The sequence below is a fragment of the Desulfuromonas sp. DDH964 genome (assembly GCF_001611275.1).
In the GTDB taxonomy this organism is placed as follows: Bacteria; Desulfobacterota; Desulfuromonadia; order Desulfuromonadales; family DDH964; genus DDH964.
On record NZ_CP015080.1, the window covers coordinates 36,744 to 57,046 of the forward strand.

Genomic DNA, 20,303 nt, shown 5'->3' on the forward strand with positions numbered 1-20,303 from the left:
CTTTTAACAGTCGCTTGCTGCCTGTTTACATTGGTTGACAGGATGGGCCGGGCGACGACCGCTGAGGGGTTTTTAATTTCTTTATCTTGTCCATAAAGTTCGGTTCCTTACCCCGGTCCAAGGGGGTTTGTGAGTTTTTTAAAACATTGTTTGGTACCTGTTTTGCAATTGACCGGCTACGCATTGGAAGCCTCTGCGCCAGCCGGTCTTTTTTATGGATCAGGCGCGATCGAGCCCGGAAGGAAGGCGTCATGAGCGAAAGCCCGCCACTGCTGCAGGTCAATAATATTTTTCTCTCCTTCGGCGGGGTCCATGCCCTGCGCGATGTCTCCTTCGCCGTCACCCGCGGGGAAATCTTCTCGATCATCGGGCCGAACGGCGCCGGGAAAACCTCGATGCTCAACTGCATCTCCGGGCGCTACCAGCCGAACCAGGGCACCATCTACTTCAAGGAACGCAACATTACCGGCCTCAAGCCCAACGACCGCTGCCAGCTCGGCATCGGCCGCACCTTTCAGAACCTCGCCCTCTTCAGTCACATGTCGGTCCTCGACAACATCATGGTCGGTCGCCACCACCTGCTGAAGAACAACTTCCTGTCCGGTGCGCTCTACTGGTTTTCCGGGGCGCGCCAGGAGGAGCTGGCCCACCGTCGCGACGTCGAGGACATCATCGACTTTCTCGAGATCGCCCCTATCCGCAAAGCGATCGCCGGAACCCTCTCCTACGGCCTGCGCAAGCGGGTCGAGCTGGCCCGTGCCGTGGCGCTGCGCCCCGATCTGATCCTCCTCGACGAGCCGATGGCCGGCATGAACCTCGAGGAGAAGGAGGATATGGCACGCTACATCATCGACCTCAACGAGGAGTGGGGAATGACGGTGATCATGATCGAGCATGACATGGGGGTGGTCATGGATATCTCGCACCGGGTGATGGTGCTCGACTTCGGCAAGAAGATCTGCGCCGGGCTGCCGGAGGAAGTGATGGAGAACGAACAGGTCAAGAGTGCCTACCTCGGTGTCGGCGTCGATGAGGGACCGGCGGAAGCGCCCGGGGAGGTGGCCTGATGGGAGGGGCTGCGGCGCACTATCCGGACATCCGGCAGTTCGACACCTTTCCCAAGCTGCTCGCCTACAATGCAGCCAACTGGCCGCGGGAGGTGGCGCTGCGGGAGAAGGAGTTCGGCATCTGGAACGCCTTTACCTGGGCCGATTACCAGGAGAGCGTCAAATACTTCGCCCTCGGAATGCACCAGCTCGGTATCGGTCACGAGGATGCGGTCGGCATCATCGGCGACAACCGCCCGGAATGGGTCTACGGCGAAGTCGCCGCCCACGCCCTGCGGGCAATGATCTTCGGCATCTACCAGGATTCGCTCAACGAGGAGGTCGCCTACCTGATCAACTATGCCGGCGCCCGCATCATCCTCGCCGAGGACGAGGAGCAGGTTGACAAGGTGCTGGAAATTACCGAGGAGTGTCCCGGGGTCGAGCACATCATCTACTGCGACCCGCGCGGCATGCGCAAGTACGACGACCCGCGGCTGCTGAGCCACCACGACCTGATGGCCAGGGGGCGCCAACTCGACGCCGAGCAGCCCGACCTCTACGCCCGGCTGGTCGCGGCGGGGCAGGCGGCGGACGTCGCTATCCTCTGCCCGACCTCGGGGACGACCTCCAACCCGAAGCTGGCAATGCTTCAGGCCGGGCCGATGCTCGAACACTGCCTCGCCTACCTCGAAGCCGACCCCAAGTTCCCGAGCGACAACTACGTCTCGGTCCTCCCCCTCCCCTGGATCATGGAGCAGGTCTATGCCGTGGCCCAAGCGCTGATCAGCCGCATCGTCGTCAACTTCGTCGAGGAGCCGGAGACGATGATGTCGGATTTGCGCGAGATCGGGCCGACCTTCGTCTTGCTGGCGCCGCGGGTCTGGGAATCGATCGCTGCCGAGGTCAAGGCGAAGATGATGGACGCGACCCGCTTCAAGCAGGCGATGTACCGCTTCGGCATGCAACTGGCGGCCAAAGCGGCCGCCGCCGCCCCGGGGCGGCGCTCAAAGCTCGCCTACTGGCTGCTCTTCCGCCCGCTCAAGGACCGCCTCGGTTTCACCTACCTGCGCTCGGCGGCGACCGGCGGCGCGGCCCTCGGCCCCGACACCTTCAAGTTCTTCCTCGCCATGGGGGTGCCGCTGCGCCAGCTCTACGGCCAGACCGAGCTCGCCGGCGCCTACACCATCCACGCGGCAGACGATGTCGACTTCGACAGCGTCGGTGTCCCCTTCCGCAACGCCCAGGTGCGCATCGACCATCCCGACGCCAACGGTGTCGGCGAGGTGGTGGCGAAGACCTGCGGCATGTTCAGCGGGTATTACAAGAATGAGAAGGCGACCGCGGAGTCGCTGGAGGATGGCTGGATGCATACCGGCGACGCAGGCTACTTCAAGAAGGAGAATGGCCACCTGGTGGTGATCGACCGCATCAGCGACCTCGCCGCCACCGCCCACGGCGACAAGTTCTCCCCCCAGTTCATCGAGAACAAGCTCAAGTTTTCCCCCTTCATTGCCGAGGCGGTGGTGCAGGGGGACGGCCGCGACTATCTCGCGGCGATCATCTGCATCCGCTTCGAGATCGTCGCCAAGTGGGCCGAGCAGCGTGGCATCGCCTTTACCAACTACATCAACCTCTCGGCCCAGGAGAGTGTCTACGCCCTGATCCGCAAGGAGGTGGAGACGGTCAACGCAAGTCTGCCGGCGGTGCAGCAGATTCGCAAGTTCCTCCTCCTCTACAAGCAGCTCGACGCCGACGACGGCGAGCTGACCCGGACCCGCAAGGTGCGGCGCGGGGTGATCAAGGAGAAGTACGCCGAGATCATTGACACCATCTATTCGGACCAGGAGCTGGTCCACATCGACACCGTGATCACCTTTCAGGACGGCAACAAGTCGCGGGTGCAGACCGACGTGCGGGTGGTCGATCTCGGCCGCAGCGCCGGCTGATAGGCTCTCGCTGCTGCCGCGGAGACAAGGAAGGCAACCATGAATCTGGAACTTCTGACACAGATGATCGTCAACGGCCTCATCGTCGGCACCCTCTACGGGGTGGTGGCGATGTGCTTCGTCCTGATCTACAAGTCGACCCGGGTTGTCAACTTCGCCCAGGGGGAATTCCTGCTGATCGGCGCCTGGACCTGCTGGGCGATGCTGGTCAAGTTCGAGCTCCCCTTCTACGTCGGTTTCCCGCTGACCCTCGCCTTCATGATGGTCTTCGGCATCGTCCTGCAGGTGGTGGTGCTGCGGCCGATGATCGGCGAACCGATCATCTCGGTGATCATGGTCACCATCGGCCTCTCGATGTTCTTCCAGTCCCTCGTCTCCTGGATCTTCGGCGGCTACACCAAGGCCTTTCCCAAGGTCTTCGACACCGAGTCGATCAATATCGCCGGGCTGCAGATCGAGACCGCCTACATCATGAGCATGGTCGTTTCGTTGATCATCATGGTCGGCTTCTACATCTTCTTCAAATACTCGCGCATGGGCCTGGCGATGCGCGCCACCGCCTTCAACCAGCAGATCGCGCAGAGCCTCGGCATCTCGGTCAAGCATGTCTTCGCCGCCGCCTGGGCGATCTCCGCCGTCGTCTCGGCCCTGGCCGGGGTGGTGATCGGCATGGTCAACGGCGTCTCCTCGGCCCTCTCCTTCATCGGCATCAAGGTCTTCCCGGTCGTCATCCTCGGCGGCCTCGACTCGATCATCGGTTCCATCGTCGGTGGCCTGCTGATCGGGGTGCTGGAGAACCTCGCCGAATTCTTCGACAGCCAGTGGCTCCATCTCGGCAACATGTACAACATCGCCCCCTTCTATGCCCTGGTCATCATCCTGATGATCAAGCCCTACGGCCTCTTCGGCACCAAGGATATCGAGAGGATCTAAGCTTATGGCCTCTGCCCATTCGCGGATGCGCTGCGGCGAATTCCGCACCAGCTACCAGTCGGACATGACGATCTTTCCGACCCCCCTGGCGCGGCGGGTCGCCATCGTCGCGGTGATCGGGCTTCTCTTCGCGCCGCTGCTGCTCAACGCCTACCAGCTCAACCTGCTGATCCAGATCGGTTACTACGGCATCGCCGCCCTCGGCCTCAACATCGTCGTCGGCTTCACCGGCCAGATCTCCCTCGGCCATGCCGCCTTCTTCGGCCTCGGCGCCTTCGCTTCGGCCTGGCTCAGCAACAATACCGGCATCCCGGTCTTCTTCTGCATCCCACTGGCCGGGCTGGCGACGATGGCGGTCGGCCTGCTGGTCGGCATCCCCGCCGGCCGCATCAAGGGGCTCTACCTGGCGATCGCCACTCTCGCCTCCCAGTACATCCTCGAGGACTTCTTCGCCCGTGCCGACTGGTTCACCGGCGGCTCGGCCGGCGCCATGGCGAGCCCCTTCACCCTCTTCGGCTACATGTTCAACAGCGACCGCTCCTATTTCTACGTCGTCCTCACCTACGTGGTGGTCATGTACCTCGCCGGCACCAACCTGCTGCGCAGTCGTGACGGCCGCGCCTTCGTCGCCGTGCGTGATCACTACCTCTCGGCCGAGATCATGGGGATCAACCTCAACAAGTACCGGATCCTCTCCTTCGGTATCTCCTCCTTCTACGCCGGCATCGGCGGCGCCCTCTTCGGCCACTACCTCGGCTTCGTCTCCGCCGAGGGCTTTACCCTGCTGCTGTCGATCCAGTTCCTCGGCATGGTGATCATCGGCGGCCTCGGTTCGGTGATGGGGTCGCTGCTCGGGACGATCTTCATGGTGCTGCTGCCGGAGGTGATGGAGTTCGGCGTCCATCTCGTCGGCAGCAACAACAGCGCCCTGACCCAGGCCCTGGCCTACATCAAGGAGATGGCGATCGGCCTGGCGATCATCCTCTTTCTGATCTTCGAACCGGACGGTCTCTCCCATCGCTGGAAGATGATCAAGAACTACTGGAAGCTCTACCCGTTCTCCTATTGAGACACGCTCATCCCGGGCAAGGGTGCCCGGGGTTATCCGTTGCATCACGGGGTAAAGACGCCCCAGCGGCCCGTCGCGGGCCATCAACGCAGAGAAGGAGGAACCAGATCATGCGCAAGACTCTCTTATGTGGGTCGGTATTGCTGGCACTGTGCGGATTCTCAAACCTGGCCATGGCGGCGGAGACCATCCCCGTCGGTCATCTCGCCTGCTACACCGGTCCGACCTCGGATGTCGGTGTCCCCTATGGCAATGGCGTCGCCGACGCCATGACCTACATCAATGCCAACGGCGGCATCGATGGCAAGCAGCTCAAGTTCGAGACTGTCGACTACTCCTACAAGGCGCCGCAGGCGATCGCCACCTACAAGGGGTGGATCTCCGGTCTCAAGCCGGTCGCCATCCAGGGGTGGGGGACCGCCGACACCGAGGCGCTGGTGCAGTTCGTCGCCAAGGACCAGATCCCCTACTTCTCCGCCTCCTACTCGGGGCATCTGACCGACCCGAGCGGCAAGTCGCCGCGCAGCAAGGCGCCGGCCCCCTACAACTTCTTCTACGGCCCCTCCTACTCCGACACCTGCCGCGGCCTGGTCCAGTGGGCGGCCGAGGACTGGAAAGCCAAGGGGAACAAGGGGAAACCGAAGTTCATCCACATGGGGGCCAACCACCCCTATCCCAACGCGCCCAAGGAAGCCTGCGCTGCCTATGCCGAGGAGCTCGGCTTCGAAGTCCTCAACCCGATCGTCTATGACCTCAAGCCGGGCGACGCCAAGGCCCAGTGCCTGACCCTGAAGGACTCGGGCGCCAACTACGCCTACATGGGGAACACCGCCGGCTCCAACATCTCGCTCCTCAACTCCTGCGGCACTGTCGGCGCCAAGCCCCAGTTCCTCGCCAACGTCTGGGGCTGGGACGAAAACTCGATCAAGGCCGCCCAGGAGTCGGGCGACGGCGTGGCGGTTCCCCTCGGTGCCCCGGACTGGAAGTCGAGTGCCCCGGGCATGGCGATGGTGCATGCGATCTCCAAGATGTCCGATCCGAGCGGCGAAACCTACCGCAACCTCCACTACATGCGCGGCGTCTGCGCCGTCTTCTTCATGAAGGACGCCATGGTCGCCGCCGACAAGATGCCGGGCGGCATCACCGGGCCGAACATCAAGAAGGGGATGGAGCAGATGAAGGATCATGTCCCGGCGGGTCTCGAAGGGGTTTGTACGCCGTCGACCTGGACCAACGAGGATCATCGCGGGACGACCGAGATCTCGGTCTATACCACCACCTACAATGGGGGTGATTTCAAGTTCAACAAGCAGGCGACGGTCGAAGTGCCGCGGCGCGACGACTGGCTCGGCTGGTAGAAAGAACCGGGCCGGGGCGGCGCGCGGCGCCGCCCCGGCCATCCCCCGGCTCGTGGTTCGCGGCGGCCGGTCGGCGCGATGCCGGCGACCGGCCGCCGGGAAGCTCAAGCCCGCAACGAGGAGGCCTGCCCATGGGTGAAGCAGCGGCAGCAGTCGCACCGAAGGAATCGATCCTCTCGGTCAACAACATCGAGGTCGTCTACGACGACGTCATCCTGGTGCTGCGCGGCATCAGCCTGGAGGTGCCGAAAGGGGAGATCGTCACTCTGCTCGGCCCCAACGGCGCCGGCAAGTCGACGACCTTAAAGGCGATCTCGGGGCTGCTCAAGACCGAGGACGGCGAAGTCACCCGTGGCACCATCCACTTCAAGGGGGAGTCGATCAGTAACCGCGATCCCGACGCGATCGTGCGCCGTGGCATCTTCCAGGTGATGGAGGGGCGGCGCATCGTCGAGGACATGACCGTCATCGAGAACCTGCGCCTCGGCGCCTACACCCGCCGCGATCGCATGATCAAGGACGACATCGACAAGGTCTTTCACTACTTTCCCCGGCTCAAGGCGCGCACCGGGCTCGCCGGCTACCTTTCCGGCGGCGAGCAGCAGATGCTGGCGATCGGCCGCGCGGTAATGGCCCGCCCGGAGATGATCCTCCTCGACGAGCCGTCGATGGGGCTTTCGCCGCTGCTGGTCAAGGAGGTCTTCGGCATCATCCGCAGCATCAACAAGGAGCAGGGGATCACCATGCTGCTGGTTGAGCAGAACGCCAACATGGCGCTGCACAGCGCCTCCTACGGCTACGTCATGGAGTCGGGGAAGATCGCCCTCGACGGCACCTGCGAGGAGCTGCTCAACAACGAGGACATGAAGGAGTTCTATCTTTCGGGGGGGGACAAGGAACGCAAGTCGTTCAAGAACTTGAAGTCGTATAAACGCCGCAAGCGCTGGATGTGATTTCGGCGGCCGCTAAGGGCCCGGCTGCGGCGTTACGCTTGGAGCTCGGGGCTCGACGTAGCTCCGCTACGCCTGCGCCCCTCCCCCCTGCGCAAGCCTTGCATCCGGACCCTTATCGACCGCCTCGGCGGAGGATAATGTGGAAAACTCGAAGGCAAAAACTATGAGCGAATATTACGACGATCTGGAAACCCGTGACCCGGAGCAGCGCGAAGAGCAGCAGTTCGCTCTGCTCGCCCGCCAAATCGCCCATGCGCAGCGGCAGGCGCCGGCTTATGGCCGGCTCCTCGCCGGGGTCGAAGCTGCGGCGGTCACCAGCCGCGCGGTGCTCGCAAAGCTGCCGCTGACCCGCAAGGAGGAGCTGGTCGAACTGCAGCGCCGTGAGCCCCCCTTCGGCGGACTGGCGGCGGCCCGGGTGCCGGAGCTCAACCGCATCTTTGCCTCGCCGGGACCGATCTACGAGCCGGGGAGTGCCCGCCCCGACTTCTGGCGCTTCGCCCGCGCCCTTTTCGCCGCCGGCTTTCGCCGCGGCCAGCTGCTGCACAACTGCTTCGCCTACCACTTCACCCCGGCCGGGGCGATGGTCGAGGCCGGCGCCCACGCCCTCGGCTGCGCCGTCTTCGCCGCCGGACCGGGACAGCTCGAAGGCCAAGTGCAGACCATCGCCGACCTGCGCCCCGACGGCTATGTCGGCACGCCGTCCTTTCTGAAGATGATCCTCGACAAAGGAGCCGAGTCCGGCAGCGACGTCAGTTCGCTGCGCCACGCCCTCGTCTCCGGCGAGGCGCTGCCGGCAAGCCTGCGCGACCGGTTCGCCGGGCGCGGGCTGCAGGTACTGCAGTGCTACGCCACCGCCGATCTCGGCGTCATCGCCTACGAGTCGCCGGCCCGCGAGGGGTTGATCCTCGACGAGGGGGTGATCGTCGAGATCGTCCGGCCGGGGAGCGGCGACCCACTCCCCGATGGCGAGGTCGGCGAAGTGGTGGTGACGACCCTCGCCCCGGAATATCCGCTGCTGCGCTTCGCCACCGGCGACCTCTCGGCAATCCTTCCCGGCCCCAGCCCCTGCGGCCGCACCGGCCGCCGCATCCGCGGCTGGCTCGGGCGCGCCGACCAGACCGCCAAGGTGCGTGGCATGTTCGTGCGCCCCGGCCAGGTTGCCCAGGTCCTTAAACGCCACCCCGAGGTCGGCCGCGGGCGGCTGATCATCGACCGCAGCGACGATCAGGATGTCATGGTGCTGCACTGTGAAGTTGCCTGCACCGCTCCCGAGGGACTCGTGGCGGCGATCGTCACCAGCATCCGTGAACTCTGCAACCTGCGCGGCGAGGTCCAGCTGGTCGCGCCCGGCAGCCTCGCCAACGACGGCAAGGTGATCGACGACCGGCGCCCGGTCGACCATGCTGGATGACGCCCTGCGCGGCTGCCGCGTCCTCGATCTCAGCCAGTACCTCCCCGGTCCCTACGCCACCCGCCTCCTCGCCGATCTCGGCGCCGAGGTTGTCAAGATCGAGCCCCCTGCCGGCGACCCGATGCGGACCTTTATCTGCCGCGACGACGATGGCATCTCTCCCCTCTACAAGCAGGTCAACGCCGGCAAGATTGTCGTCTTTCTCGATCTAAAAAGTGGCGGCGGCCAGGCCGCCTTCGCCGAGCTGGTGACCGCGGCCGACGTTCTGCTCGAGTCGTTCCGCCCCGGGGTGCTGGAGCGCCTCGGCTTCGGCCGCGAACGATTGGCCGAGTTCAACCCGCGTCTGATACATTGCGCCCTCTCCGGCTTCGGCCAGGACGGCCCGGCGAGTCAGCGTGCCGGGCACGATCTGACCTACATGGCGCTGAGCGGCATGCTCCATTCCACCGGCACCGTGCAGACTCCGGTTATCCCCTTTCCGCCGGTCTCCGATTACGCCGGCGGTGAGAAGGCGGCCGCGATGATCCTCGCTGCCCTGCTGAAGCGGCAGCGCACCGGGGCCGGGTGTTTCCTTGACACCAGCCTCTTCGAAACAGTTCTTGCCTGGCAGTCCTTTGGCCAGGCGGCGGCGCAACAGGCCGGCCCGGACCTCGGACGCGGGCGCGGGCTGATCACCGGCGGCGCCGCCTGTTACCAGATCTATCCGACCGCCGACGACCGCTTTGTCGTCCTCGCCGCCCTCGAAGCCAAGTTCTGGCACGCCTTCTGTTGCGCCGTGGAACGCCCCGACTGGATTGACCGGCAGCAGGAGCCGCTGCCGCAGACCGCCCTGATTGCCGAGCTGCGGGCGTTCTTTGCCAGCGCCGACCGCGACGCCTGGGTGGCGCGCCTGGCACGGGTCGACTGCTGTTTCGAGCCGCTGCTCGAACCGGAGGAAGTCCTGCGCCAGCCGCAGGTGGTCGCTCGCCATCTGCTGGCCCCCGCAGTGGGCAATTCGTTGCCGGCCGATATCCTCCTGCCGCTGCATGTCGATGGCGAGCCGCCCCGCTCCCGGCGACCGCTGGTCACGGTGGCGGCCGAAGATGTGGCCGCCCGCTGGCGCACCCCTTTCGTCCCCGCTCCGGAGGTCCGATGAAAAATCTTCCCGCACTAAAAGATGCCATTCTGGAAGTGAGCGGGCCCGTCGCCCTGCTCAGCTTTAACCGCGATGACGTGCGCAACGCCCTTACCGGTACCGCCCTGGTCGAGGATATCGTGCAGGCCGTCGCCTGGGTCAATGCCTCCCCCGCGATCTCGGTCCTGATCCTGACCGGCAACGGCGCCGCCTTTTCCGCCGGCGGCAATATCAAGCAGATGCAGGCACGCGAGGGGATTTTCGCCGGCTCGGCCCTCGCCATCGAGGAGAACTACCGGCACGGCATCCAGCGCCTGACCCTGGCGATGGCGGCGGCGGAGGTGCCGCTGATCGCCGCCGTCAACGGCGCCGCCGTCGGCGCCGGCTTCGATCTCGCCTGCATGTGCGATCTGCGCCTGGCCAGTCACGGCGCGGTCTGCGGCGAAACCTTCATCAACCTCGGCATCATTCCGGGGGATGGCGGTGCCTGGTACCTGCAGCGCCTGGTCGGTTACCAGCGTGCTGCCGAACTGACTCTGACCGGCCGCATGATCGGGGCGGAGGAAGCGTTCGCCCTCGGCCTCTTCCTGGAACTCTGCGATCCTGACGCCCTCCTGAGCCGGGCCCGGGAGCTGGCCGCGACCATTGCCGCCAAGCCGCCGCAGGCGGTGCGCCTCGCCAAGCGCCTGCTCGGCCTCGCCCGCAACCATGATCTGCCCGCAACCCTCGCCTTTTCGGCGGCCTTTCAGGGGATGCTGCACCAGAGCGACGATCACCTCGAGGCGGTCAACGCTTTTCTCGAAAAACGTCCCGGCCGCTTCAGCGGGCGCTAGGCAGAGCGACCGTCCTGCGCTGTAAACGACGGTGATACCAGTGTCACCATCGCAACAGGGGTGATCGGATGTGGTCGCCCCTGTTCCCTTCAAGGCAGATGCCGTGCGCCGGCCCAGGCCCCCGGTTGAGCGGGGTTGCGCGGGACGGACGGCCGTGGCGGCGGCAGGGGGCGCCGCTTGGTATCTTCTTTGCTCTATAGGCCGCCAGGCTTTGCATAGGACCCAGTGGTCCTATAAGTCCCATAGGACCTATGAGACAAATGGGACCTATGAAACCCTGAGCCCGAGATCCCCACAGGAGGCCCCACCCATGAAGATCCTCGTCTGCATCAAGCAGGTTCCGGATTTGGAATCGCGCTTCAAGCTCAACGCCGCCGGGACCTGGTACAGCGAACAGGACCTCGCCTGGCGCATGAACGAGTACGACGAATACGCCGTCGAACAGGCGGTGCAGCTCAAGGAGGCGAGCGGCGGCGAACTGGTGGTGTTGAGCCTCGGCCCCGAGCGGGTGCGCGAAGCGCTTAAAAAGGCGCTGGCGATGGGGGCCGACCGCGGCGTCCACCTGCAGGACGATGCCAGCTTCGCGAAGGACCCCTCCCAGATTGCCGCGGCAATCGCCGCCTACGCCAAGGACGAGCAGTTCGACGTCGTCTTCACCGGCCTGCAGTCCCAGGACCGCGGCAGCGCCCAGGTCGGCGTGCTGCTCGCCGCAGCCCTCGGCCTCAACGCCGTCACCACCATCGTCGACTTTAGCCTGGCGGGGAGCGTCGCCACCGTCAAGCGCGAGCTCGAAGGGGGGGTGAAGGCCGTCGTCGAAGTAACCCTGCCGGCCCTCTTCACCTGCCAGCTGGGACTGAACACCCCGCGCTACCCGACCCTGCCCAACATCATGAAGGCGAAGAAGAAAGAGATCGCCGCCCTGCCGGTGAGCGTTCCGGAAGGGCGCACCACCACCCTCAAGACCGCTTATCCGGAGAAGAAGGGGGGCGGGCTGGTGCTCGAAGGGGAGGTCGGCGCCCTCGCCGACCAGCTGCTGGCGCTGCTGAAAGAAAAGACCGCCGTGCTGCGCTAGTGCCGAAACCACCACCCGCCAACCAGGGAGAGACCCGATGAAAGCCTTGCTCGTTGCCGAATCCCGCCAGGGAGAGCTCCTCGCCGCCAGCTACGAACCGCTCGCCTTTGCCCAGAAACTCGGGGCCCAGAGCGCCATGTTCCTGGTCGGCAGCCGCCAGAGCCTGCCCCAGTTTGATGGCCCCCTCTACTTCGCCGACGCCGGCGCCGCCGGCGACTACCAGCCCGACCTGCACAAGGCGCTCTTGCAGCAGGCGATCGCGAAAGAGCAGCCCGATCTGGTCGTCTTTTGCCACTCCTCCTACGGCTGGGACCTCGCGCCGCGCCTCGCCGCCGCCCTGGCGGCGCCGCAGATCTCCGAGGTGATCGACATCGTCGAGGGGGGCTACCTGGTGCCGGCCTGCAATGCCAAGCTGCGCCGCACCGTCGCCGCCAAGGGCCCGGTCACCATCGTCACCCTGCAGGCCGGCGCCTTCAGCCTCTCCGCCCCCCCCGCCGGCAGTCCGCAGCTTGAAGAGCTCAGCGTCGCCGGCGCCGACAGCGGCATCCGCCTGACCGGCTACGAAGCCGCCGAGAAGGGGGGCGTCGATCTCGGCAAGGCCGAGGTGATCGTCAGCGCCGGGCGCGGCATCGGCAAGCCGGAGAACCTGGCGCTGATCGAAGCGCTGGCGAAAGCGTTGCACGGTGAATACGGGGCGAGTCGGCCGGTGGTCGATGCCGGCTGGGCCGACCACAGCCGGCAGGTCGGCTCCACCGGGCAGACGGTGGCGCCCAAGCTCTACGTCGCCTGCGGCATCAGCGGAGCGATCCAGCACCTGGCCGGGATGAAGAAATCGGACTACATCGTCGCCATCAACACCGACAAGGAGGCGCCGATCGGCGAAGTCGCCGACGTGCTGGTGGTCGCCGACCTCAAGCAGTTCGTCCCCGCGCTGACGGCGAAACTGGCGAAGTAAACCGACGAGCCGTTGCCACAGAGGCACGGAGACACAGAGAAACCTTCAGTCAAGATTTTTCTCTGTGAACTCTGTGTCTCCGTGGCCAACTTTAAGACTATTAAGAAAGGTCAAAGCCATGTCAGACGTTTTCGTAGTTGAAGCCCTGCGCACCCCCTTCGGCTCTTTCGGTGGCGTGCTTGCCGATGTCCCGGCGCCGCGCCTCGGTGCCGCCGTGGTCGCCGCGCTGGTCGCGCGCTGCGGTATCCAGCCCGCCGATGTTCAGGAATTCATCGCCGGCCAGGTGATCTCCGGCGGCTGCGGCCAGGCCCCGGCGCGCCAGGCGATGCGCTTCGCCGGCCTCCCCGACGGCATCCCGGCGATGACCATCAACAAGGTCTGCGGCAGTGGCCTGAAAGCGATGATGCTTGCCGCCGATTCGATCCGCCTCGGCGAGAGCGGCGTCGTCATCGCCGGCGGCATGGAGAATATGTCGCTCGCCCCCTACGCCCTGCCGGCGGCCCGTTACGGCATGCGCATGGGGAATGGCGAGGCGGTCGACCTGCTGATCCACGACGCCCTGCGCGATCCTTACACTGGCCGCCACATGGGGGAGGTGACCGAGGATGTCATTGCCGCCAAGGGGCTCAGCCGCGCCGCCCAGGACGAGTACGCCCTCGACTCCTATCGCCGCGCGCAAAAGGCGCAGCGCGACGGCGTCTTCGCCCGCGAGATCGTGCCGGTGGTCAAGCAGGGGCGCAAGGGGGAGACGGTGGTCGACAGCGACGAGGAGCCGGCGCGGGTCGATTTCGACAAGTTCGCCGGTCTCAAGGCGGTCTTCCGCAAGGAGGGGAGTATTACCGCCGGTAACGCCTCGACCATCAACGACGGCGCCGCCTTCGTCCTCCTCGCCGGGGAGGAGGCAGTCAAGCGCCACGGCTTCAAACCCCGCGCCCGTCTCGTCGCCTACGCCACCAACAGCCTGCATCCCGACCAGTTCCCGGTGGCGCCGATCGGCGCCATCGAGCGGGTCTGCGCCAAGGCCGGGTTGAAACCGGCCGAGCTCGACCTGTTCGAGATCAACGAGGCTTTCGCTGCGGTCGCCCTGCTGGCGATCGACAGCCTGAAGCTCGATCGCGAGCGGGTCAACATCCACGGCGGCGCCGTCGCCATCGGCCACCCGGTCGGCGCCAGCGGCGGACGGCTGGTCGCCACCCTGCTCAACGGCCTCGAACGGCGGCAAAAACGCTACGGCCTCGCCACCCTCTGCATCGGCGGCGGTGAGGCGGTGGCGGCGATCTTCGAACGACTTTAAGGCTGTTGGCCACGGAGACACAGAGGTCACAGAGGGAAATTCAAATCCAAAGCTGACTTAAGAATAAGCTCTAAACAAGAATTATGAATTTCTCTGTATCTCCGTGTCTCTGTGGTGAGGGTAAAAGATTTCGATTCGAGGAGGAGATGAGATGGCAATCGAGCGGATCATGGTGGTCGGCGCCGGCCAGATGGGGGGCGGCATCGCCCAGGTCGCGGCGCAGGCCGGGTTCGAAGTGGTGCTCAACGATCTTAAGGCCGAATATGTCGAGAAGGGGCTCGCCTTCATGGGCAAGCTCCTCGACCGCAACATCGAAAAAGGGAAGCTGACGGCCGAGCAGAAGGCGGCCACCCTCGGCCGCATCACCCCCTCGACCGCCCTCGAAGACGCCGCCGGCGTCGACTTCGTGGTCGAGGCGGCGAGCGAGCAGATGGCAATCAAGGCGGAGATCTTCCGCAGCCTCGATCGCGTCGCCCGCCCCGGGGTGATCCTGGCGAGCAACACCTCGTCGTTGCCGATCACCGAAATCGCCGCCGTCACCGGCCGTCCCGAAAGCGTCATCGGCATGCATTTCATGAACCCGGTGCCGGTGATGCAGCTGGTCGAGATCATCCGCGGCATCGCCACCAGCGACGCCGTTTACCAGAGTGTCGAAGGGCTGGCCAGGCAGCTCGGCAAGGTGCCGGTGGAGGTCAACGACTACCCCGGCTTCATCTCCAACCGGGTGCTGATGCCGATGATCAACGAGGCGATCTACTGCCTCTACGAGGGGGTCGCCTCGGTGGAGGCGATCGACACGGTGATGAAGCTGGGGATGAATCACCCGATGGGTCCGCTCACCCTGGCCGACTTCATCGGTCTCGACACCTGCCTGGCGATCATGGAGGTCCTTTACGAGGGGTTCGCCGACAGCAAGTATCGTCCCTGCCCGCTGCTGCGCAAGATGGTCAAGGCCGGCTGGCTCGGCAAGAAGAGCGGCAAGGGCTTCTACACCTACTGAAACGGGAGAGTGCACATGGAGTTTAGCAACCTGCTGCTGGAAATCGAAGCCGGCGTCGCCGTCGTCACCGTCAATCGCCCCGCCGCCCTCAACGCCCTGAGCGCCGCGGTTTTGGAAGAGCTGAACAGCGCCTTCGGGCTGCTGCGCGACGATCCCCAGGTCGCCTGCGTGATCCTCACCGGCGCCGGACCCAAGGCCTTCGTCGCCGGCGCCGACATCGCCGCGATGCAGCCCCTCGACGCGGTCAGTGCCGCGAGCTTCGCCCGCCTCGGCCACGCCCTGATGAACCGCATCGAGACATTTCCCAAGCCGGTGATCGCCGCGGTCAACGGCTTCGCCCTTGGGGGCGGCTGCGAGCTGGCGATGGCCTGCGATATCCGCCTCGCCAGCGACAACGCCAGGTTCGGCCAGCCCGAGGTCAACCTCGGTGTCATCCCCGGCTTCGGCGGCACCCTGCGCCTGGCGCGGCTGGTCGGCAAGGGGCGGGCCAAGGAGCTGATCTTCACCGGCGACATGATCGACGCCGCCGAAGCCTGCCGCATCGGTCTCGCCAACCGGGTGGTGGCGGCCGACCAGCTCCTCCCCGAGGCGAAGAAGCTGGCGGCGAAGATTGCTGCCAAGGGGCCGCTGGCGGTGCGTTTTGCCAAGGAGGCGATCGACAGCGGCCTGGAGATGGACCAGGACCGGGCCGGCCGCTTCGAGGCGGACCTCTTCGGCCTCTGCTTCGCCAGCGCCGACCAGAAGGAAGGGATGAGCGCCTTCCTCGAAAAACGCCAGGCCAAGTTCAGCGGCCGCTGAAAGGTGACCCGGCGATGCATCTCGACCTCACGGAAGAACAGAGCCTGATCCGCGACACCGCCCGCGAGTTCGCCCGCGCCGAGCTCGAGCCGGTGGCGGCGGCCCTCGACCGCGGCGAAAACCCGGAAGCCTTCTTCGCCAACCTGCAGAAGCTCGCCGAGCTCGGTTTCATGGGGCTCAACGTGCGCAGTGAGTACGGCGGCGCCGAGGCCGGGGTGATCGCCTTCAGCGTCGCCCTCACCGAGCTGGCGCGGGCCTGCGCCGCGACGGCGGTGACGGTCTCGGTCAACAACATGGTCTGCGAGGTAATCCAGGAGGTCGGCAGCGCGGCCCAGCGCCAGCGCTACATCCCGCGCATCTGCTCCGGCGCGTATCGCGCCGGCGCCTTCGCCCTCACCGAGCCGGGGGCCGGCTCCGACCCGGCGGCGCTGACCACCCAGGCAGTCCGCGACGGCGACCACTGGCTCCTCAACGGCAGCAAGATCTTCATCACCAGCGCCCCCTACGCCGGCGTCTTCGTGGTCTGGGCGGTGACCGACCGCAGCGCGCCGAAAGGGAAGGGGATCAGCTGTTTCCTGGTCGAGGCCGGCACCCCCGGTTGCAGCGTCGGCCGCGCCGAGGAGAAGCTGGGGCAGCACGCCTCGGTCACCAGCGAGCTCCATTTCCAGGATTGCCGGGTGCCGGCCGACGCCCTGATGGGCCGGCTCAACGATGGCTTTCGCATCGCCGTGGCCGAACTCTGCGGCGGCCGCATCGGCATTGGCTCCCTCGCGCTCGGCATCGGCCTGGCGGCGCTCGACGCCGCCACCCGCTACGCCCTGGAGCGCAAGCAGTTCGGCCAGCCGATCGCCGACTTCCAGGCGATCCAGTGGAAGATCGCCGACAGCGGCACCGAACTCGAGGCGGCGCGGCTGCTGCTGATGAACGCCGCCTTTCGCAAGGAGCAGCGGCGCAGCTTCGCCAAGGAGGCGTCGATGGCCAAGCTCTTCGCCAGCGAGGCGGCTAACCGCGCCTGTTACGAGGCGCTGCAGATCTTCGGTGGCTACGGTTACACCACCGAGTTTCCGGTCGAACGCTACTGCCGGGATGCCCGGGTGACCACCCTCTACGAAGGGACCAGCGAAATCCAGCGGCTCATCATCGCGCGCGAGATCCTGCGCGGGTTCGCTTGAAAAACCTGGAATTGGCCACAGAGACACTGAGGACACAGAGAGAAAATCGACATCAGCAGCTTCAGGCAAGGGGTTAACCCTTACAAGACGTTGCTTTCTCTGTGTCTCCGTGACTCTGTGGCAAACAAATCGAATCCCTATCAAGTAACCAAGGAGGCGCCATGTATTTCGAACTGACCGAGGAACAGAAACTGATCCGCCAGACCGTGCGCGAGTTCGCCGAAAAGGAGATCAAGCCCGGGGCCGCCGTGCGCGACGAGACGGAAAGCTTCGATCGCCTTCTGATGCATGACCGGGTCGCCGAGCTCGGCCTCGCCGGCATCGTCTTTCCCGAAGAGTACGGCGGCGCCGGCGCCGACTACATCAGCTACGCCATCGCCGTCGAGGAGCTCTCGCGGGTCTGCGCCTCCACCGGGGTGACCCTTTCGGCCCACCTCTCCCTCGGTGCCAACCCGATTTACCTCTTCGGCAGCGAGGAGCAGAAGCAGAAGTTCCTCGTCCCCCTCGCCGAGGGGAGCAAGCTCGGCGCCTTCGCCCTGACCGAGACCTCGGCCGGCTCCGACGCCGGCGGCACCAAGACCACCGCGGTGCGCGACGGCGACAGCTGGGTCCTCAATGGCACCAAGATCTTCTGCACCAACGGCGGCGAGGCGGAGATCTATATCGTCTTCGCCCGCAGCGACCGCAGCGCCGAGAAACACCACGGCATCAGCGCCTTCATCGTCGAAAAGGAGACCCCCGGCTTCAGCTTTGGCAAGAAGGAGTCGAAGATGGGGATCCGCTCCTCGCCGACCCGGGAGCTGGTCTTCGACAACTGCCGGATTCCCGCCGAGAATCTCCTCGGCCCCGAGGGGAGCGGCTTCAAGGTGGCGATGAAGACCCTCGACGGCGGCCGCATCGGTATCGCCTCCCAGGCCCTCGGTATCGCCCAGGGGGCCTATGAAGCAGCCCTCGCCTACGCCCGCGAGCGCCGGCAGTTCGACCAGCCGATCGCCGGTTTCCAGGCGGTGCAGTTCCTGCTCGCCGACATGGCGCTGCGTATCGAGGCGGCGCGGCTGCTGGTCTACCAGTCGGCCTGGCGGGCGAGCGCCGGCCTCTCCTACGGCAAGGAGTCGGCGATGGCCAAGCTTGCCGCCTCGGAGACCGCCATGTGGGTGACGACCAAGGCGGTGCAGATTCACGGGGGCTACGGTTATACCCGCGACTTCCCGGTCGAGCGGATGATGCGCGACGCCAAGATCACCGAGATCTACGAGGGGACGAGCGAAGTACAGCGCATCGTCATCGGCGCCGCGGTCACCAAAGGCTAGAGGTCTTTCATAGGTCCGATAAGTCCCATAGGACCCATGAGACCAATGGGACCTATGAAAATCGTAAAGGAGTTAACACCATGAAAGCCAACCTCGATGAAGGCCTCTCCCTTTTGCAGCAGCTGAGCAAAGAGGAACTGATCGCGATCATCGTCGATGACGCCAAGAACTGGCTCGCCCACGACGGGCTCTGGTTTCAGGCGGTGGAGCAGCGCTCCGGGATGGAGGCGGCGATCGCCGCCGACAAGGATGCCTGGGAGAGGTTCACCGTGATCGAGGCGAAGCGCATCATGGCGCGCCTCGGCCTCGCCCCCGGCGGCGGCATCCCGGCGCTGGTCGAGTGCCTCAAGCACCGCCTCTACGCCCGCCTCAACCTGCAGGAGGCGCTCGAGGTGAGCGACAGCCGGGCCGTCTTCCGCATGGTCGACTGCCGGGTGCAGTCGGCGCGCAAGCGCCGCGGCCTTGCCGATTTCCCCTGCAAGACGGTGGGGATCGTCGAGTACGCCGGCTTCGCCAGCACCATCGATGCGCGCATCGTCACCCGCTGCATCGCCTGTCCCCCCGACCCCCATCCGGACGACTACTGGTGCGCCTGGGAGTTCACCCTCGCCGACGGCGCGGCGTGACGAGCTGTCCCGGATGGCGTCACCGCCGTTGCCTTTGTTTACAGCCGGGGCGCCCCGGGGAGCCGGTGCGGCAGGAAAGAAAAGTAACCTTTTCAATGATTACCGATAGCTGGACTTTTCCGGTGAAATTGTCGTTGCGCTGCAAGGGGGGTTGGTATCACCCGTGCAATCGAGGGGAGTGAACCCTTTGATTGACGGCAACCGTCTCAGGCAGGGAGTGGAGCCATGGAAAGCTACCCCAGTTTGGATTTCCAGTTGGGAGATGAGGTCGAGCTGCTGCGCGACACCGTGCGCAGCTTCGCTCGCGCCGAGATCGCCCCGCGCGCGGCCGAGATCGACCGCAGCAACAACTTTCCCATGGATTTGTGGCCCAAGATGGGAGCGCTCGGCCTGCTCGGCATCACCGTCGGCGAGGAGTACGGCGGCGCCGAGATGGGCTACCTCGAGCATGTCGTTGTGATGGAGGAGCTCAGCCGCGCCTCTGCCTCGGTCGCCCTCTCCTACGGTGCCCACTCCAATCTCTGCGTCAACCAGATCTTCCGCAACGGCACCCCCGAGCAGCGCGCCCGCTACCTGCCGAAGCTGGTGAGTGGCGAGCAGGTCGGGGCCCTCGCCATGAGCGAGGCCGGCGCCGGTTCCGATGTCGTCAGCATGCGCCTGCGCGCCGACAAGGAGGGGGACCACTATCTTCTCAATGGCCACAAGATGTGGATCACCAACGGCCCCGAGGCCGACACCTTCGTCGTCTATGCCAAGACCGACATGGAGGCGGGTCCGCACGGCATCACCGCCTTCATCGTCGAACGGGACTTCCCCGGTTTTTCCACGGCGCAAAAACTCGACAAGCTCGGCATGCGCGGTTCCGGGACCTGCGAGCTGGTCTTCGAGAACTGCGAGGTCCCGGAGGCGAACGTCCTTGGCAGCGTCGGCAAAGGGGTCAAGGTGCTGATGAGCGGCCTCGACTACGAACGGGTCGTCCTCGCCGGTGGCCCCCTCGGCATCATAGCGGCCTGTCTCGATGTCGTCCTCCCCTACCTTCATGAGCGCAAGCAGTTCGGCCATCCGATCGGCCAGTTCCAGCTGATGCAGGGGAAGCTCGCCGACATGTACACCACCTTCAACGTCTGCCGGGCCTATGTCTACACTGTGGCCAAGGCCTGTGGCGGCAAGGGATCGCTGCGCAAGGACGCGGCAGGGGCGATCCTCTACGCCGCCGAACGCGCCACCTGGATGGCGCTGGAGGCGATCCAGTGTCTCGGCGGCAACGGCTACATCAACGACTATCCGACCGGGCGGCTGCTGCGTGACGCCAAGCTCTACGAAATCGGCGCCGGTACCAGCGAGATCCGGCGCATGCTGATCGGGCGCGAGCTCTTCGAGCAGACGACCTGAGGGTCGGGACGGGACCAG

At 65.4% G+C, this 20,303-nt stretch carries 18 protein-coding genes; all 18 read left to right on the forward strand.

The window, feature by feature from the left end:
* The first annotated feature begins 251 nt into the window (after window positions 1–251).
* The 18 genes from DBW_RS00165 to DBW_RS00250 all read left to right on the forward strand — a co-directional run bounded on the left by DBW_RS00165 (window position 252) and on the right by DBW_RS00250 (window position 20,285).
* Complete coding sequence (locus DBW_RS00165) at window positions 252–1,067, forward strand: ABC transporter ATP-binding protein (RefSeq protein WP_066722498.1); 816 nt, start codon at window positions 252–254, stop codon at window positions 1,065–1,067.
* Complete coding sequence (locus DBW_RS00170; RefSeq protein ID WP_066722501.1) at window positions 1,067–2,995, forward strand: long-chain fatty acid--CoA ligase; 1,929 nt, start codon at window positions 1,067–1,069, stop codon at window positions 2,993–2,995. The genes DBW_RS00165 and DBW_RS00170 overlap by 1 nt, the downstream gene beginning before the upstream one ends.
* Window positions 2,996–3,034: 39 nt before the next feature.
* The gene (locus DBW_RS00175; RefSeq protein ID WP_066722510.1) at window positions 3,035–3,928 is read left to right on the forward strand and encodes a branched-chain amino acid ABC transporter permease; all 894 of its coding nucleotides are present in this window, start codon (window positions 3,035–3,037) and stop codon (window positions 3,926–3,928) included.
* Window positions 3,929–3,932: 4 nt separating this feature from the next.
* Window positions 3,933–4,997: a branched-chain amino acid ABC transporter permease gene (locus tag DBW_RS00180; protein WP_066722514.1), complete on the forward strand. Its 1,065-nt coding sequence runs from the start codon at window positions 3,933–3,935 to the stop codon at window positions 4,995–4,997.
* Between the two features lie 110 nt (window positions 4,998–5,107).
* Entirely contained in the window at window positions 5,108–6,355 is a 1,248-nt protein-coding gene (locus tag DBW_RS00185; RefSeq protein WP_066722517.1) for an ABC transporter substrate-binding protein, read from the forward strand.
* 131 nt (window positions 6,356–6,486) lie between these two features.
* Window positions 6,487–7,308: an ABC transporter ATP-binding protein gene (locus tag DBW_RS00190; RefSeq protein WP_066722519.1), complete on the forward strand. Its 822-nt coding sequence runs from the start codon at window positions 6,487–6,489 to the stop codon at window positions 7,306–7,308.
* A gap of 163 nt (window positions 7,309–7,471) precedes the next feature.
* Window positions 7,472–8,719 carry a phenylacetate--CoA ligase family protein gene (locus DBW_RS00195; protein WP_066722521.1) on the forward strand — a complete coding sequence of 416 codons (1,248 nt, stop codon included), beginning with the start codon at window positions 7,472–7,474 and terminating at the stop codon, window positions 8,717–8,719.
* Window positions 8,709–9,854: a CaiB/BaiF CoA transferase family protein gene (locus DBW_RS00200; RefSeq protein ID WP_066722523.1), complete on the forward strand. Its 1,146-nt coding sequence runs from the start codon at window positions 8,709–8,711 to the stop codon at window positions 9,852–9,854. Before DBW_RS00195 ends, DBW_RS00200 begins: the two co-directional genes overlap by 11 nt.
* On the forward strand, window positions 9,851–10,666 hold the full coding sequence (locus DBW_RS00205; protein WP_066722525.1) for an enoyl-CoA hydratase-related protein: 816 nt from the start codon (window positions 9,851–9,853) through the stop codon (window positions 10,664–10,666). Before DBW_RS00200 ends, DBW_RS00205 begins: the two co-directional genes overlap by 4 nt.
* 310 nt (window positions 10,667–10,976) lie before the next feature.
* Entirely contained in the window at window positions 10,977–11,738 is a 762-nt protein-coding gene (locus DBW_RS00210; RefSeq protein ID WP_066722526.1) for an electron transfer flavoprotein subunit beta/FixA family protein, read from the forward strand.
* 37 nt (window positions 11,739–11,775) lie between these two features.
* Window positions 11,776–12,693 carry an electron transfer flavoprotein subunit alpha/FixB family protein gene (locus DBW_RS00215; RefSeq protein ID WP_066722527.1) on the forward strand — a complete coding sequence of 306 codons (918 nt, stop codon included), beginning with the start codon at window positions 11,776–11,778 and terminating at the stop codon, window positions 12,691–12,693.
* 118 nt (window positions 12,694–12,811) lie between these two features.
* On the forward strand, window positions 12,812–13,987 hold the full coding sequence (locus DBW_RS00220; protein WP_066722530.1) for a thiolase family protein: 1,176 nt from the start codon (window positions 12,812–12,814) through the stop codon (window positions 13,985–13,987).
* Between the two features lie 151 nt (window positions 13,988–14,138).
* Window positions 14,139–14,987, forward strand: a complete 849-nt coding sequence (locus DBW_RS00225; protein ID WP_066722534.1) for a 3-hydroxybutyryl-CoA dehydrogenase — start codon at window positions 14,139–14,141, stop codon at window positions 14,985–14,987.
* A 15-nt stretch (window positions 14,988–15,002) separates the two neighbouring features.
* Window positions 15,003–15,785, forward strand: a complete 783-nt coding sequence (locus DBW_RS00230) for an enoyl-CoA hydratase-related protein (protein WP_066722543.1) — start codon at window positions 15,003–15,005, stop codon at window positions 15,783–15,785.
* Window positions 15,786–15,799: 14 nt separating this feature from the next.
* Window positions 15,800–16,957, forward strand: coding sequence for an acyl-CoA dehydrogenase family protein (locus tag DBW_RS00235; RefSeq protein WP_066722547.1), 1,158 nt, complete (start codon window positions 15,800–15,802; stop codon window positions 16,955–16,957).
* Window positions 16,958–17,118: 161 nt separating this feature from the next.
* The gene (locus tag DBW_RS00240; RefSeq protein WP_066722549.1) at window positions 17,119–18,267 is read left to right on the forward strand and encodes an acyl-CoA dehydrogenase; all 1,149 of its coding nucleotides are present in this window, start codon (window positions 17,119–17,121) and stop codon (window positions 18,265–18,267) included.
* Between the two features lie 80 nt (window positions 18,268–18,347).
* Window positions 18,348–18,893, forward strand: a complete 546-nt coding sequence (locus DBW_RS00245; RefSeq protein WP_066722551.1) for a DUF6125 family protein — start codon at window positions 18,348–18,350, stop codon at window positions 18,891–18,893.
* A 225-nt stretch (window positions 18,894–19,118) separates the two neighbouring features.
* On the forward strand, window positions 19,119–20,285 hold the full coding sequence (locus tag DBW_RS00250; RefSeq protein ID WP_066722554.1) for an isovaleryl-CoA dehydrogenase: 1,167 nt from the start codon (window positions 19,119–19,121) through the stop codon (window positions 20,283–20,285).
* Window positions 20,286–20,303: the final 18 nt, after the last annotated feature.

Bases quoted from the DNA above. Each gene is read 5' to 3' on its own strand.
- DBW_RS00165 (WP_066722498.1), top strand. From the start codon at position 252: ATGAGCGAAAGCCCGCCACTGCTGCAGGTCAATAATATTTTTCTCTCC.
- DBW_RS00170 (WP_066722501.1), top strand. From the start codon at position 1,067: ATGGGAGGGGCTGCGGCGCACTATCCGGACATCCGGCAGTTCGACACC.
- DBW_RS00175 (WP_066722510.1), top strand. From the start codon at position 3,035: ATGAATCTGGAACTTCTGACACAGATGATCGTCAACGGCCTCATCGTC.
- DBW_RS00180 (WP_066722514.1), top strand. From the start codon at position 3,933: ATGGCCTCTGCCCATTCGCGGATGCGCTGCGGCGAATTCCGCACCAGC.
- DBW_RS00185 (WP_066722517.1), top strand. From the start codon at position 5,108: ATGCGCAAGACTCTCTTATGTGGGTCGGTATTGCTGGCACTGTGCGGA.
- DBW_RS00190 (WP_066722519.1), top strand. From the start codon at position 6,487: ATGGGTGAAGCAGCGGCAGCAGTCGCACCGAAGGAATCGATCCTCTCG.
- DBW_RS00195 (WP_066722521.1), top strand. From the start codon at position 7,472: ATGAGCGAATATTACGACGATCTGGAAACCCGTGACCCGGAGCAGCGC.
- DBW_RS00200 (WP_066722523.1), top strand. From the start codon at position 8,709: ATGCTGGATGACGCCCTGCGCGGCTGCCGCGTCCTCGATCTCAGCCAG.
- DBW_RS00205 (WP_066722525.1), top strand. From the start codon at position 9,851: ATGAAAAATCTTCCCGCACTAAAAGATGCCATTCTGGAAGTGAGCGGG.
- DBW_RS00210 (WP_066722526.1), top strand. From the start codon at position 10,977: ATGAAGATCCTCGTCTGCATCAAGCAGGTTCCGGATTTGGAATCGCGC.
- DBW_RS00215 (WP_066722527.1), top strand. From the start codon at position 11,776: ATGAAAGCCTTGCTCGTTGCCGAATCCCGCCAGGGAGAGCTCCTCGCC.
- DBW_RS00220 (WP_066722530.1), top strand. From the start codon at position 12,812: ATGTCAGACGTTTTCGTAGTTGAAGCCCTGCGCACCCCCTTCGGCTCT.
- DBW_RS00225 (WP_066722534.1), top strand. From the start codon at position 14,139: ATGGCAATCGAGCGGATCATGGTGGTCGGCGCCGGCCAGATGGGGGGC.
- DBW_RS00230 (WP_066722543.1), top strand. From the start codon at position 15,003: ATGGAGTTTAGCAACCTGCTGCTGGAAATCGAAGCCGGCGTCGCCGTC.
- DBW_RS00235 (WP_066722547.1), top strand. From the start codon at position 15,800: ATGCATCTCGACCTCACGGAAGAACAGAGCCTGATCCGCGACACCGCC.
- DBW_RS00240 (WP_066722549.1), top strand. From the start codon at position 17,119: ATGTATTTCGAACTGACCGAGGAACAGAAACTGATCCGCCAGACCGTG.
- DBW_RS00245 (WP_066722551.1), top strand. From the start codon at position 18,348: ATGAAAGCCAACCTCGATGAAGGCCTCTCCCTTTTGCAGCAGCTGAGC.
- DBW_RS00250 (WP_066722554.1), top strand. From the start codon at position 19,119: ATGGAAAGCTACCCCAGTTTGGATTTCCAGTTGGGAGATGAGGTCGAG.